Here is a 14,853-nt window from a genome sequence, read left to right on the forward strand (position 1 = left end):
ATAGAAAGAATCCCCTGACTTTTTTATCATTATAATGAAAGCACTGTTACAACGTTTTTTATTATTACTAAATACGTTAACAGTTTGAGGGGGATTTCCAATGTTAGAAAAGCAAATTATTGATTCATTCGTATCCATTGTTGGCGAAGATAATGTAGATACATCCAATATGGGGCGTTTAACTTATAGTTATGATGCCACTCCAAACTTCCAAGCGATGCCTGATGCAGTCATTGCTCCTCGTAATACAAATGAAGTAGCAGACGTGTTAAAAGTGTGTAACACTCATAAAATTCCTGTATATGTTCGCGGGTCTGGAACAAATCTTTGTGCTGGAGCGTGTCCACTTGAAGGCGGTATTGTCCTTATTTTCCGCCATATGAACAATATTTTAGAAATTGACGAAGAAAATTTAACAATTACTGTACAAGCTGGCGTTATTACACTTGATATTATTAAAGCAGTAGAAGAAAAAGGTTTATTTTATCCACCAGATCCAAGCTCTATGAAAATTTCTACAATCGGCGGTAACATTAATGAAAACTCAGGTGGATTGCGTGGGTTAAAATATGGCGTAACACGTGATTATGTAATGGGGCTTGAGCTTGTCTTACCAAACGGCGATATCATTCGCACTGGCGGTAAATTAGCAAAAGATGTAGCTGGTTACGATTTAACTCGTCTATTTATCGGTTCTGAAGGAACACTTGGTGTTGTTACGGAAGCGATATTAAAACTTGTTCCTATGCCTGAAACGAAGAAAACAATGCTCGCACTATATGAAGATATTAACGAAGCTGCACGTGCTGTTTCTTCTATTATTGCAAATAAAATCATTCCTGCGACACTTGAGTTTTTAGATCAACCGACAATTGAAGTTGTAGAAGAATTTGCACAAATCGGTTTACCAACTGACGTTAAGGCAATTTTATTAATTGAACAAGACGGCCCGCCCGAAGTTGTCAATCGAGATATTGAAAAAATGGCTAACGTTTGTCGTTCTATGAATGCAGTCGATGTTCGCGTTGCAAAAGATGAAGCGGAAGCAGATGCGCTTCGAACAGCTCGCCGTAGTGCACTATCAGCACTTGCAAGACTAAAACCTACAACAATACTGGAAGATGCGACGGTACCACGTTCACAAATTGCTCCAATGGTTGAAGCAATTAATGCAATTGCAAAGAAATATAATATTCCTATTTGTACTTTTGGTCATGCTGGTGACGGCAACTTACACCCAACTTGTATGACAGATGCCCGTAATGAAGAAGAAATGCACCGAGCTGAACAAGCTTTTGCTGAAATATTTGCGAAAGCAATTGAACTTGGTGGCACGATTACTGGTGAACATGGTGTTGGCGCGATGAAAGCTCCTTATTTAGAAATGAAATTAGGTAAAGAAGGTATTGCTGCTATGCAAGGAATTAAACAAGCCTTCGATCCAAATAACATTATGAATCCAGGTAAAATGTTCGCGAAAGACTCTCGTAAAAGAGTGGTGGTTGAGCGATGACCACATTAAATACAAAAAACATTCAAAAGGAATTTAAAGAACGATTAAGTGAAGATGAACTACTAAACTGTATGCGATGCGGCTTTTGTTTACCGACTTGCCCTACTTATATTCAATCTGGGTATAAAGAATCGCATTCACCACGCGGACGTATCGCATTAATGAAAGCCGTCGTCGATGGTTTAATTGAGCCAGATGAGGATGTTGAAAATACATTAAATGTTTGCCTTGGCTGCCGCGCTTGTGAGCCTGTTTGTCCATCTGGTGTGAATTATGGACATTTATTAGAAGAAGCTCGTGATATTATAAATCAAAATAAAAAGTTCTCGGTGCCAGTGAGAGCCGTTCGTAAAGTCGTTTTTGAAGGACTATTCCCTCATCAAAATCGAATGAGAACATTAACAGGACTAATCGGATTTTACCAGCGTTCTGGTTTACAAACGCTAACACATAAAGCAGGGATTATGAAGTTATTCCCTGAAACACTTGCAACGATGGATCTTGTTTTACCAAAAGTCCCTAAAATGAAAGCAATGAAAAATCGTCCTGAATTTTTACCTGCTGAGGTAGCAAAGAAAAAACAAGTTGCATTCTTCACAGGTTGTTTAATGGATACGATGTTTTTAGAAACAAATAACGCAACGATGAAACTTCTTCAGTTAGCTGGTTGCGATATCGTTATTCCGAAAACGCAAAGTTGCTGCGGGGCATTACATGGGCATGCTGGTGAAAAAAGTGGAGCAAAAGAATTAGCGAAACGAAATATACAAGCATTCGAAGATTTACAAATAGACTATATTATTACGAATGCAGGTGGCTGCGGAGCTTACCTCGTAGACTATGATTATCTTTTAAAAGATGATCCAAAGTGGGCTGAACGTGCAAAGCAGTTTGTTTCTAAAATTAAAGATATTACCGCTATACTAGTAGAATTAGATTTCCATAAACGTACTGACTTACGACTCACGCCACAAATCATTACGTATCAAGACTCTTGTCATTTACGCAATGTTATGCGAACATCTTCTGAACCTCGTATGTTACTAGAAGCCATCCAAGGCGCAACATACCGTGAAATGAAAGATGCGGACCGCTGCTGTGGTTCTGCTGGTATTTACAACATTGTTCATTCAGAGTTATCAATGGAATTCCTAGATTATAAAATGGACTGTGTACATGAAACAGATGCAGCAAAGATTGTTACTGCAAATCCAGGTTGTCTATTACAAATAAAATTAGGCATTGAACGGGAAGGTCTTTCTCATAAAATGAGAGGAATTCACATCGTAGATTTATTATTAGAAGCAATTGAAACTAACTCGTAATAACTCGTAACATACGTAATAATAGGAAAACGGCTATCTCCTTCGTCTATGTAAAGAGATAGCCGCTTTTTTGTCTGCTACAACATTAAAAATATGTTACTTTATTATAAAAAAGAACAACAGAAACATTACAGTTTTGTAAAAATCAATCCATTATATTCCTCGAAAAATCGCTCAAACCATTGATACAATAGGATTCTTCATTTTCTATTTAGGTAACTTTATCCAAAAATCCCCTCTTAAAACGAAGTATAAAAATGCTAAAAATTCCTTTTATACTCTATGTTTCTCTTATTTCCGCCCTTTTCTTCCCTTAGGATAAATTAGGTAATTTCGAAGTCTATGAATTTTTTTCCATCTTTTTTCTTGTAAATTGTATGCTACGATGAATTTGTCAGTCAGACAGGCTGTCAAAAACAAATCGTGTGAAAACAAATTAAAACTTTATATAGGGGGACACACATCATGAAAAAGCGTGTTTTATTATCTGTAGCTGCTGCAACAGCTCTTACTTTAGGAGTATCTTCTTTAGATGCACAAGCTGCAACAGTACAACCATCTAACATAAAGGTTCAAAATATTCAGCATTCAAAAATGATGATGAAGCAAATGAGCCAACAAGAATTACAAGCATTCTTACAATCTATGGGAGTTGAATCATTAGCACAATGGAATCAAGGACAATTCCAACAAGATTGCTTCATTCCTGGTCAACAGCCTACTGAAAATGTTGTGACTGAACAACCAACAGCTAAGCCAGAAACTCAAAAGCCTGCTGAGCAAAAACCAGTTGAGCAAAAGCCTGCTGAAGAAGTTCAAAAACCAGAAGCTCAAAAACCTGCTGAAAACAACAATACTCAAAAACCTGCTGAACAAAAACCAGCTGAGCAAAAGCCTGCTGAAGAAGCAAAATCTTTAAGCGAGTTCGAACAACGTGTTGTTGAATTAACAAACGCTGAGCGTGCAAAACAAGGTTTATCAGCATTACAAATCGATACTGAATTAAGCAAAGTAGCACGTATTAAATCTGAAGATATGCAAAAAAATAACTACTTTGATCATAACAGCCCTACATACGGATCTCCGTTTGACATGATGAAGAAATTTGGCATTTCTTATACATCTGCAGGTGAGAACATCGCTCAAGGCCAACGTACACCTGAAGAAGTAGTACAAGCTTGGATGAACAGTGCTGGACACCGTGCAAACATTTTAAATAACAGCTTCACTCACATCGGTGTTGGTTATGTAGAAAGCGGCAACTACTGGACACAGCAATTTATTACGAAGTAAATAGAAAAAGAGTCTTCTAGGAGAAGACTCTTTTTTTATGCTTCATAGCTTTCTAATATGTATGCGTATAAAATGTAGAACATAAACAAAATAGACCCGCAGCTTATTACACTAATTAACAAATAAAATCCCCATTTCAGGCTCAAAAGCAATGAAAATAATATGCTACATGCCATCACTTGAAAGATTCGACTACTAACTAAACGGATTTTTTGTAATTTGATCGGTTCTTTCCCTGTATCCTTCACCTTTTTAAACACTTTACTAAGCATAAAAAGAAACATACTAATTCCAATCGTTAGTCCTGTCTGAAAGAATATACTACTTCTCAAATTAATAAAAAGAATAAGCATATGGATAAACAACATAAATAAAGTAATACTCTTTATAAATCCGCTTACACTAAAATGCTCTCCTTCGTTAAACTTATATATATTATGTGAAATAATATACACGAATCCATGTAAAAAAATAATAAGGACAGGCAGAAATAACACGACAACTTGTTTACTTATAAACTCATTCGCTACACCATTCTCGTTCCAATGCACTGCCATACGAGTTGGTAAATATGTATAGATGCATAGAGTAAGTAAAAGACAAGCGAAAAATATTCCTAGCACATATTTATATTTGACCAAGTGATTCTCACCTCTCTTTTCTCTTAACGGCTTCGCCTCTTTTCGAGAAATCCCTGCAAAAATCTACCTTTTTCAATTTTAAACTTACATTTTACCCGTTTTCTCTTTCAAATTTTTTCATTGTATTATTTAAGTTTGCAGGGAAAGGTACCTCAACCATAATCTCTTCTTTCGTAATTGGATGCACAAAATTAATCTTCATCGCATGTAGCGCTTGATGAGACATGTATTTTGTTTGACCGCCATATAATAGATCCCCAACTAACGGATTTCCATTATAGCTCATATGAACACGAATTTGATGCGTTCTACCGGTTTCTAACTGTAACGTTACAAGCGTAGCATTTTGTTTGTTAAAATATTTCTCTACTTTATAATATGTTATAGCTTGGTCTCCCTTTGGAGAAACACGGCGTCTCGTAGCGTGATGTCGATCTCTTCCGATAGCTGCATCAATTGTCCCTTGCTTCTTTTTTACTTTTCCTTCAACAAGTGCCGCATACGTTCTTTTAATTTTCCGTTCCATTAATAAACGATCCATAATTGCACCCGCAATTCTATGTTTTGCGAATACAACACCACCTGTCGTATCTTTGTCTAACCTATGAATATGGCGAACCTTCGTCTCTAAACCTTGCATTTGAAAATGAAAAGCAACAAGATTAGCAAGTGTTCCCGTCCCATTTTTTTCAGATGGATGTGTATCCATTTGCCCCTGCTTATTTACAATGAGTACGTGATCGTCTTCATACACTACATCTAATTCACCATATTCTGGATCTATGCCGTACTCCTCCTCCATAAACATATGAACTTGTAACTTATCTCCTTCTTTTAAAAGCTCATCCCATCTCCTCTGTTCTCCGTTAACCGTAATACCTTTTTCCATACGAAGCTGATGTAATAACTTTTTTGGCACTTCCCATTCTACTTTTAACAACGATTCAATGCTTATACTATTCCATATCGCTGGAACCGTAATTTCGCACCATTCGCCCTTTTTCTTTGTTTCCATACTGTATCACCTTATTTCTATTGATTCTCTCATTGTAACGGAAAACACACTTTGATGCACCGTCAAAAAGAGAAGACAGTCTTATAATAGACTGCCCCTCATGCTCTAATTCTTTTCATTTCTTGCAATACTGCTTCAGCTTTTTGTTCATACGATAAATCTTTAAAGAAATCTGCCAATCGTTTATAGTCGTTGTACGTATCTAATAAGTCGTCTATCTTCTCTCCTTTCATAACTTGCTGCTTTTGCTTCATTTTTACTGGATAACGATACCCCGATACTTCTTGTATTTTGTAATACTCATCCTCTACTTGAATGACCTTTACAAGTTCCTCTTCTTCCGCATCCATCGTATACCCATCAAATTCTCTAAGGAGTTCATAAATGATATGAGTCCATTCATCTTTTGGATAAAATCCTTTTTCTAACCGATAACCGACAATGCGATACATATGTCCATCTTTTTCAGCAAACTGTACTGTATCATTTAGCTTAAACTTAAAATAACGAAACATTGCCTTCACCTACTTGTATGTAATGTTCTTATCACATACTATTTGCAAAATATAGGCCTTGCTATTCATAAAAAAATACTCACCTTATAGATGAGTATTTTTAGGACGATTTTTCTTTTTTCTTTCGGAATGGTAACCACCAGTTCCAATCTCCAAACAATTTCATTAAACTTGGTACTAGCATAAGGCGAATAATTGTTGCATCAAGAAATATAGCTAATGCAACCCCAATCCCCATCTGCTTTACTGGTAAAATATCTGTAAATGCAAACGCACCGGTAACAACAATCATAATTAAAGCAGCGGATGTAATGATACGGCTTGTTGATACAAGCCCTTCTAACGTTGCTTGATCGTTATCTCCTGTTTCCTCATACAACTCATGAATACGTGAAATAAGAAATACTTCATAATCCATACTAAGTCCAAATACGAGGCCGAAAATGAAGATGGGTAATACAAATAAAACTGAACTCTCTTCTAATCCGAAATGTCCACCTTCAAATAACCAAATAACAATTCCAATTGTTGCACTTAAACTAAGTACGTTCATAATAATTGCTTTAATTGGAATGAGTATAGAACGGAATGCGAATAATAAAATGACAAATGTTGACCCAAATATAACAGACATACCAATTGCAACTTTATCTTTAATTTCATCTTCTAACTCTTGTTGGAACGTTGTCATCCCGCCTAAATAATAGGTAACATCGTTTTCTTTATAATTATTTTTGAAATCACGAACCCATTGTTTAGCAGTTTCTGTACGAGGTTTCGTATCCAAAAAGACTTCAATTGTTGTCTTATTCTCTTTCGTATACGCTTCAAATATAGGAGTTATTTTCGCAGCTTCTGGTGATTGTAACATTCCAGCAACTTGATCTGCTTTCATTCCATTTAGCCCGTCATATACACTTTTCACCTTATATACTTTCTTATCATCTTTTAACTTTTGAACAACATCTTCTACCTTTTGTAAGCTTTCTTTTTCTGTCATATTTTTCTTCGTCTCTACTACTAATGTAACATCAGCATGTGTTTTGACAGTTTTATTAAATGCTTCTTCATATTTCTCATAAGCAACCCTTGTGTCACTCTTTTCAGGTAACGCTTCAACACCAGGAAACTGCAAGTTAGCTGTACGTAGCGGTAATAAACAAATAACAATAAATGTTGTAACAGCAATAATCATGACGATTGGATGTTTCATTACAAACTGTGCAAATTTACGCCATGCATTTGATGGCGTAGGCGCCGCCTGATTCTTTTTTAATATCCTTTTACCAATTAAAGATAATAGCGCCGGAAGAAGTGTGAGCGAAAACAAAATGCTCATAATAACGACAATCATCCCGCTAATAGCAACAGACTGAATATAATCAATCTTAAAGAAAAATAAACCTGATAAACCGACGAATACACACAGCCCTGAAAATACGATAGCACGCCCTGCCGTTTGATACGTAGTCGCTATCGCTTCTTTCACTGTTCTCTTCGCCACTTCCTCTCGAAAGCGATTTACAAATAACAGTGCAAAATCAATTGATAATGCAAGCCCAATCATCGGTGCAACATTTAATACAAAAATAGATAACTCTTTATCGCTACCTATAAAATATAAAATCCCCATCGTACTGATTACACTAAGTAGGCCATTTAAAATCGGCAAAATAGACGCAAGCAGACTACCAAATGAGAATAATAGTACGAGAAAAGCAATAGGCAAACCAATCATCTCTGCTACTTTTAAATCATTTTGCGTCCTTTCATTAATCTCCTGATTAATTTTCGGATATCCTGTCGGTGTTACTTTTAATACTGCATTACTTTCCTTCACAATTTTTTCAGCGAATTGTAATGTCTTTTCCATTCGTTCTTTATTTGTTTTCCCGGAAAATAATATCGTCGCATAACCGATATCATCTTTTAGCATCTCTTTATTTTGCATCGGATGATGGAAAGATTCGTATGTTTCCTTCTCTTGAATGTGATTTATAATTCCATCTATACGCTTTTGAAACTCCTCTTGAGAAGCATTCTTTTCTTTCTCAAAAACGAGTAAAAGCGTATCTTGAGACTGCTTAAAATCTTTATCTAAAATTTCTTTCGTCTTTTGATAATCTCCTTCTGTTTGGAAACCATCACCACCTAATACTCCTGGAAGCTTCGGAGCAAAAATCCCGAGCCCTACTGCGAGCAATAGTAGCGCTACAATTACCGTATACCGAAACTGATATAAAAAGGCTCCTATCTTTCCCCATTTATCAACTTTATGTACATTTGTCTTCACACATTTTCACCTACTTTATTTAGTGCAATCATCTACTTATAATGTATCACATCCGAATATAAACAAAAAATGCCTAAAAAACTATAACGACAGTTTTTTAGGCATTGTTCTATCTTTCTCTATTAAGCCCTAATCTTTCAGAAAGTAAACGATGACAATAAATTGCTATAATTAACAAAATACCACCTACGCAGTAACCTGCTAAAATATCAGTTGGATAATGCACATTTAAAATAACTCTACTTAAACCAATCAATAAAATTAATATTCCCATCAAAATCGTAATACCATATTTCCCAGCTACACTCTTCAAATTGGCAGCAATGATATAGGCAAGAAAACCAAATGTCATAATAGATAGCATTGCATGTCCACTTGGGAAGCTATATCCAAGTGCGTCAAGTGCCTCGTTTAATGATGGACGGTCTCTTTTTACAATTTCTTTTATCCCTTTATTAACAAGATGTGTCGTTAATATAGCCATTGGATACACGATCATAGCAGCATAATAACGTTTTTTCCAAAAAACGAGCAAACTTATAATTAGTGTCGTTATAACTCCAATTGCAGATCCTAGCTTTGTAAAATATGTGAAGAATGTAATTGAGCTTTCTGTTTGTAATCCTTTTACCATCTCTCGGACATATGTATCCAATGCTGTAACTCCGCTTGCTTGTACTCTCCAAGCGATAATGCCGAATAAAGCAAGTAATAAAATCATACACATGAACTCATATCGATGTAACTTTTTCTTCAAACGATTTCCTCCTACTTATGAAAAAATGCGATTTCTACTTTAGAAACCGCATTCCCTTACTTATTTACCTTTTGTTTTTAACTCTGTCCAGTAGCGATCATAGTCTTTTAACTTATCGTCTACATCAACAAGCCATTCAGTACGATCTAATTCTTCTTTCGTTAAGAAAATCATGTGGTTTTCACGATATTCTTTACTATGAAGAGGACGAGCTTTTTCATTTGGATTACTGTAACCAATTGACTCATAGTTTTTCACACTTACTTTTTCATCTAATAAGTAATTCATAAACTTCTCTGCAAGTTCTTTATGTTTCGCACCTTTTGGAATCGCTAACGTGTCAGCCCAAATTGTGCCTCCTTCTTTTGGTACAACGTATCCTACATCTTTGTTATCTTTCGCAATAAATGCTGCGTCTCCAGACCATACAGTCCCGATCCATGCATCTTCTGTAATGAATTTTTGTTTAATATTATCTGTATCAAATGCTAATAAGTTTGGAAGTAGCTTCTGTAAATCATTAGACGCTGTCTTTAACTGTGCATCCTCTTTTGTACTATTAGAGAAACCATTTTTCTTAAGTCCCATTCCTAATACTTCACGAGAATCGTTTAATAAAGTAACATGTCCTTTATATTTCTCGTTCCATAAATCATTCCAGCTTGTAGGTGTTTCTTTCACATACTTTTTATTGTATGCAATGCCTGTTACACCCCAAGTATATACTAGAGAATACTTATTCTCTGGATCAAATGCAGGTGTTTTAAAGTTAGAAACAAGGTTCTCGATGTTCGGGATGTTCTTCTTATCTAAAGGCGCTAATAAGTCCATCTTCGCCATCGTTTTCACCATGTAATCAGATGGCTGAATTAAATCATATGTCGCGCCACCAGCTTGTAATTTCGCAAGCATTTCTTCATTACTTGCATATTTATCATAGTTAATTTTCACGTTATATTTCTTTTCAAAATCTTTTAAAACTTGCTCATCAAAGTTGTCAGCCCAACTATAAATATTCAATTCTTCTTTCTTCTCACCACAGCCCGCAAGTACACCTGCAACAAGGCCGAAGCTAATAGCTGCGCCAGCTAATGTCTTCATCAATTTCATTGATTTTTTACCTCCTCGTTCTTTCTATATCATTCGTATTATAAAGGAAGGTGTCCTCCAGAGTTTTCTTCACCGTCTGCACCTTTATTACGGAAAATTTCCGATAGCACCATTAATCCTACAATTACAACAATTAATATTGTAGAAAGAGCATTAATTTCAGGTGATACTCCGCGCTTAACCATACTATAAATGTATAATGGCAATGTTGTTGATCCTGGTCCTGATACGAAGAAACTAATTACAAAATCATCAATCGATAATGTGAATGTTAATAATGCGGCTGAAATAACTCCTGGTGCAATTGCTGGAAACGTTACATAACGAAACGTTTGCCACGGCGTTGCTCCTAAATCGTTTGCAGCCTCTTCTAAATCACGTCCCATACCAGAAAGACGTGCCGCTAAAATAACAACAACAAATGAAATACTGAATGTAATGTGTGCAATAATAATTGTTGTTTTTCCAAGTTCCATACCTAATTGACTAAATAGGATAAGTAAAGATAATCCCATTAAAATATCAGGAATTAAAATTGGTAAATATACAAGACCGTTAATGGCTCCTTCAAAACGATATTTGTAACGGTGTAATGCAATAGCAAAAATCACACCAAAAACTGTCGTCACAATTGTCGTTATAAGAGCAATCGTAATACTATTTACAAACGCATCAATAACATCTTGTTTTTGAAATAAATCTGTATACCAATGGAGTGTAAAGCCCTCCCATTCCGCATTAATGCGAGAATCGTTGAAGGAATATACCATTAAAACCATCATTGGAAAATACAAAAACAATAAGATTAACCAAGAATAAGAAACTAAAAACTTCTTCATTTTTGCCTATTCCCCTCCGTTTCCATCATATTTATATACTTTCGTTGCACGATAATATAAGTAAATTAACAGAACAGAGAATAGAACAACAATCATAGATAACGCGGAACCAAACGGCCAGTCACGTGAGCCTAAGAATTGGTTTTGAATTACGTTTCCGATTAATGCTACTTTCGATCCACCCATAACGTCTGATACAACAAACATTCCGATAGAAGAAACAAATACTAAAATAGAACCAGTTGTAATCCCTGACATCGTCATCGGTACTGTTATATTCCAAAATGCCTTTACTGGTGTTGCTCCTAAATCATAAGCTGCCTCTAACTTACGCTTATCAAGCTGCTCAATTGCTGCATACACTGGTAAAATCATAAATGGTAATAAAGAATATACCATTCCGAGTATTACAGAAGGTGTATTATATAGCAGATTTAAAGGTTCACTAATGATACCTAGTTTCAATAGCAATGTGTTTACAAGTCCTTGTGAACGTAAAATAACAATCCATGCGTATGAACGAACAAGAAAGTTAATCCAGAACGGAATCGTTGCCAATAATAGAAGGATAGAACGATATTTACGATCAACAATTGTAATTGTATAGGCAAATGGATAACCGATTAATAAACATAGTACTGTAGTAATAACAGCTATCTTCACTGTTTCCCATAACGTCCCCATATATAATGGATCAAACACACGCGCTATGTTATCTAATGTAAATTTCATCTCCACTGTCCCGTATGCTCCGCGCTGCATGAAGGCAAATGCTAATACGAACAGAAGTGGAATTAGGAAAAAGAGTAACAGCCATACGACTGTAGGTAATGCGAGTAATTTCCCTTTCTTCAATTTAAGGTCACCTCGTCCTCTTGCTCCCAGCCTACATATACATTATCCCCAATGCTCCACTGCGTTGCTTCTTCAGCAGTTTGGTATGCCATTAGTAATTCCGCTGTTTTCTCCTCACGTACATATAGCTTTTCCATATTTCCAACAAATTCAATATCTTCAATATGTCCAAGGTGGTATTCTTTTAAAATTGGCTCTTCAACCGAGCGAACTTTTACATTTTCAGGGCGAACTGCTACGTAGTTTTCCCCATTTTTCACGATATTATTTTCACCGATGAACGTCGCAACAAACAATGTTTTCGGTTGATTGTAAATTTCTTTAGGCGTGCCGACTTGTTCGATATGCCCTTTATTCATAACGACAATACGATCACTCATACTCATCGCTTCTTCTTGATCGTGCGTTACGTATATGAACGTAATTCCTAAATTACGTTGTAAGTTTTTCAATTCACGTTGCAAATCTTTTCTTAACTTAAAGTCAAGCGCTCCAAGTGGCTCATCTAATAGTAATACACGTGGGTTGTTCACAATTGCTCTTGCAATTGCTACACGCTGCTGCTGTCCACCAGAAAGCTTAGAAGGTTTACGATTACGGAACTCAAGTAACTGCGTTAAACGCATTGCCTCTTCCGCACGTTCTTTCTGTTCTGCTGCTGATACTTTTTGCATTTTCATACCGAAACAAATATTTTTTTCAACATTCATATGTGGGAATAGTGCGTAATGTTGGAACACTAAATTCATATGACGCTTGTATGGTGGCAAATCGTTAATCTTTTCATCATCTAATAAAAGATTCCCTTTAGTTGGCGTTTCAAATCCTGCGATCATACGAAGTAAAGTCGTTTTCCCGCAACCACTCGGTCCTAAAATTGTTAAAAATTCTCCTTCTTTAATATCTAAAGAAAGAGGGGGGATAATCACTTGATTTCCAAAATGTTTTTCTACTGCTTCAACTTTAATAATCTTTTTCATTTTCCCGTCCTATCTACCTTAAATTTTAATTTTTATATTCATGAATAAATATTTATGTTCTATAGACTATTTTTTGTTTCGATCCAAACAAAAATGGTTATTTAGCAAGCGTTCACTTCTATTCTATATGTAGTATGTTTGATTCATTTTCGCATGATACATATGTCGAACAGAAAAACCCCTTCCATTGCGAAGGGGCTATTATCATACGGCTACGCCTACTGATAAACACCATCATCATTTTAACAACTTTCGTATGAATTTTAAAGCACTTTTTGTAGAAGAGTAACGAATTTTCATGTCGAACGCTGTAGATTGGGACAAAATGCTTTTATAATGGGAAAAAGTCCGAAAACTTTCTTCACCATGATAGCCGCCTAATCCACTGCTCCCCACTCCCCCAAAAGGTAAATATGGCGTTGCAAGATGATACACAACATCATTAATACATCCTCCGCCATATGGGATATTATTCGTCACTTGCTCTTGCACTTTTCTATCTTCAGAAAAAACATATAAAGCTAAAGGCTTCGGATGTTGCTGAATCGTTTTAATTACATCTTCTAGTTTATCATACTCAATAATCGGTAAGATTGGTCCGAAAATTTCATCCTCCATAACAGCACTTTGCCATGTAACATTTGTTAAGACTGTCGGCTCAATGTGCAATGTTTCTTTCTTATAACTCCCGCCAATCACCGGCTTGCCGTCTTGTAAAAATGTACATAATCGTTCAAAATGACGATCGCTCACAATTCGCACGTAATTGTCATTTTGTAAAGGCTCTTTTCCATACTGCTCTGTGATTTCATGTCGTAATGCCTCGATTAACTGTTCTTTCACTGAAGAATGAACATACATATAATCAGGTGCTACACACGTCTGTCCTGCATTTAAAAATTTGCCCCAAACGATACGTCTTGCAGTTACATCTAGCTTCGCATCTTTATGTACAATACATGGACTTTTCCCGCCAAGTTCTAACGTAAGAGGCGTTAATTTTTTCGCCGCTGCTTCCATTACAACTTTTCCGACTCCAACACTACCTGTAAAGAAAATATAATCAAATGGCTCCTTTAAAAGTGCAGTGCTTTCCTCAACACCGCCTTCTACTACCGATACAAGCTCTTCTGGGAATAATTCTTCTATTATTCTCGTAAGCACTTTTGAAACGTTTGGTGTTAACTCTGATGGCTTTAAAACAACTGTATTTCCGGCTGCCAACGCTCCTACAAGTGGTGCAATTGCTAATTGAAACGGATAGTTCCACGGTGCGATAATAAGAGTCACACCATACGGTTCTGGCACTACTTTCCCCTTTGATCCAAAATGAGTCAGTGCTGTGCGAACTCGCTTTGGTTTACTCCAAGAGGAAATATGCTTCATTTGAAACGAAATCTCTTTTAATACATATCCAATTTCTGTTGTAAATGATTCGTGAACTGATTTATTCAAATCTAATTTCAACGCTTGAAAAATCTCATCCTCAAAACGCTGAATTCCTTCATAAAGCTTCTTCAAATTATTCTTTCTCGTTTCTACACTTCTTGTATGTCCTTTATAAAAATATTCCTTTTGTTTATTTACAATAGAGGAACTACTCATTCACTCACCTGCTTCCACTATTTTTATCCAATTCTTTCATTATTTATATAGATTTTATATGTAACAAATTTCTATTCGTAAAGTTACATTATATATGACTTTTCCAGCTATT

At 35.9% G+C, this 14,853-nt stretch carries 13 protein-coding genes; 3 read left to right on the forward strand and 10 right to left on the reverse strand.

Features of this window, described 5'->3' with window-relative positions; translation table 11 throughout:
• Positions 1 to 100 precede the first annotated feature (100 nt).
• The 3 genes from glcD to ACP6L7_RS05775 all read left to right on the forward strand — a co-directional run bounded on the left by glcD (position 101) and on the right by ACP6L7_RS05775 (position 4,131).
• The gene (gene glcD / locus ACP6L7_RS05765) at positions 101 to 1,513 is read left to right on the forward strand and encodes a glycolate oxidase subunit GlcD (protein WP_097830142.1); all 1,413 of its coding nucleotides are present in this window, start codon (positions 101 to 103) and stop codon (positions 1,511 to 1,513) included.
• Positions 1,510 to 2,838 (forward strand): (Fe-S)-binding protein, encoded by a 1,329-nt coding sequence (locus ACP6L7_RS05770; RefSeq protein ID WP_097830141.1) that lies wholly within the window; start codon positions 1,510 to 1,512, stop codon positions 2,836 to 2,838. Before glcD ends, ACP6L7_RS05770 begins: the two co-directional genes overlap by 4 nt.
• Positions 2,839 to 3,303: 465 nt before the next feature.
• Complete coding sequence (locus ACP6L7_RS05775; protein ID WP_097830140.1) at positions 3,304 to 4,131, forward strand: CAP domain-containing protein; 828 nt, start codon at positions 3,304 to 3,306, stop codon at positions 4,129 to 4,131.
• Between the two features lie 35 nt (positions 4,132 to 4,166).
• On the opposite strand, the gene ACP6L7_RS05780 is transcribed toward ACP6L7_RS05775, so the two are convergent.
• From ACP6L7_RS05780 to ACP6L7_RS05825, 10 genes are all read right to left on the reverse strand, one after another.
• The gene (locus ACP6L7_RS05780) at positions 4,167 to 4,772 is read right to left on the reverse strand and encodes a DUF1648 domain-containing protein (protein ID WP_097830139.1); all 606 of its coding nucleotides are present in this window, start codon (positions 4,770 to 4,772) and stop codon (positions 4,167 to 4,169) included.
• Positions 4,773 to 4,863: 91 nt separating this feature from the next.
• Complete coding sequence (locus ACP6L7_RS05785; protein ID WP_097830138.1) at positions 4,864 to 5,787, reverse strand: RluA family pseudouridine synthase; 924 nt, start codon at positions 5,785 to 5,787, stop codon at positions 4,864 to 4,866.
• Positions 5,788 to 5,885: 98 nt separating this feature from the next.
• Positions 5,886 to 6,302 (reverse strand): histidinol dehydrogenase, encoded by a 417-nt coding sequence (locus ACP6L7_RS05790; protein ID WP_071744732.1) that lies wholly within the window; start codon positions 6,300 to 6,302, stop codon positions 5,886 to 5,888.
• 100 nt (positions 6,303 to 6,402) lie between these two features.
• Positions 6,403 to 8,595, reverse strand: a complete 2,193-nt coding sequence (locus tag ACP6L7_RS05795; RefSeq protein ID WP_097830137.1) for an MMPL family transporter — start codon at positions 8,593 to 8,595, stop codon at positions 6,403 to 6,405.
• Between the two features lie 109 nt (positions 8,596 to 8,704).
• Complete coding sequence (locus ACP6L7_RS05800; protein ID WP_141533328.1) at positions 8,705 to 9,352, reverse strand: phosphatase PAP2 family protein; 648 nt, start codon at positions 9,350 to 9,352, stop codon at positions 8,705 to 8,707.
• A 60-nt stretch (positions 9,353 to 9,412) separates the two neighbouring features.
• Complete coding sequence (potD, locus tag ACP6L7_RS05805; RefSeq protein WP_097830136.1) at positions 9,413 to 10,462, reverse strand: spermidine/putrescine ABC transporter substrate-binding protein PotD; 1,050 nt, start codon at positions 10,460 to 10,462, stop codon at positions 9,413 to 9,415.
• A 38-nt stretch (positions 10,463 to 10,500) separates the two neighbouring features.
• Positions 10,501 to 11,301 carry a spermidine/putrescine ABC transporter permease PotC gene (potC, locus tag ACP6L7_RS05810; RefSeq protein WP_097830135.1) on the reverse strand — a complete coding sequence of 267 codons (801 nt, stop codon included), beginning with the start codon at positions 11,299 to 11,301 and terminating at the stop codon, positions 10,501 to 10,503.
• Positions 11,302 to 11,307: 6 nt separating this feature from the next.
• The gene (potB, locus tag ACP6L7_RS05815; RefSeq protein WP_097830134.1) at positions 11,308 to 12,156 is read right to left on the reverse strand and encodes a spermidine/putrescine ABC transporter permease PotB; all 849 of its coding nucleotides are present in this window, start codon (positions 12,154 to 12,156) and stop codon (positions 11,308 to 11,310) included.
• On the reverse strand, positions 12,153 to 13,136 hold the full coding sequence (potA, locus tag ACP6L7_RS05820; RefSeq protein ID WP_002117249.1) for a spermidine/putrescine ABC transporter ATP-binding protein PotA: 984 nt from the start codon (positions 13,134 to 13,136) through the stop codon (positions 12,153 to 12,155). Before potA ends, potB begins: the two co-directional genes overlap by 4 nt.
• 237 nt (positions 13,137 to 13,373) lie before the next feature.
• Positions 13,374 to 14,741, reverse strand: coding sequence for an aldehyde dehydrogenase (locus ACP6L7_RS05825; protein WP_097830133.1), 1,368 nt, complete (start codon positions 14,739 to 14,741; stop codon positions 13,374 to 13,376).
• Positions 14,742 to 14,853 lie beyond the last annotated feature (112 nt).

Origin of the sequence: Bacillus silvicola, from assembly GCF_050524305.1 — a bacterium.
Lineage (GTDB): Bacteria > Bacillota > Bacilli > Bacillales > Bacillaceae_G > Bacillus_A > Bacillus_A cereus_AT.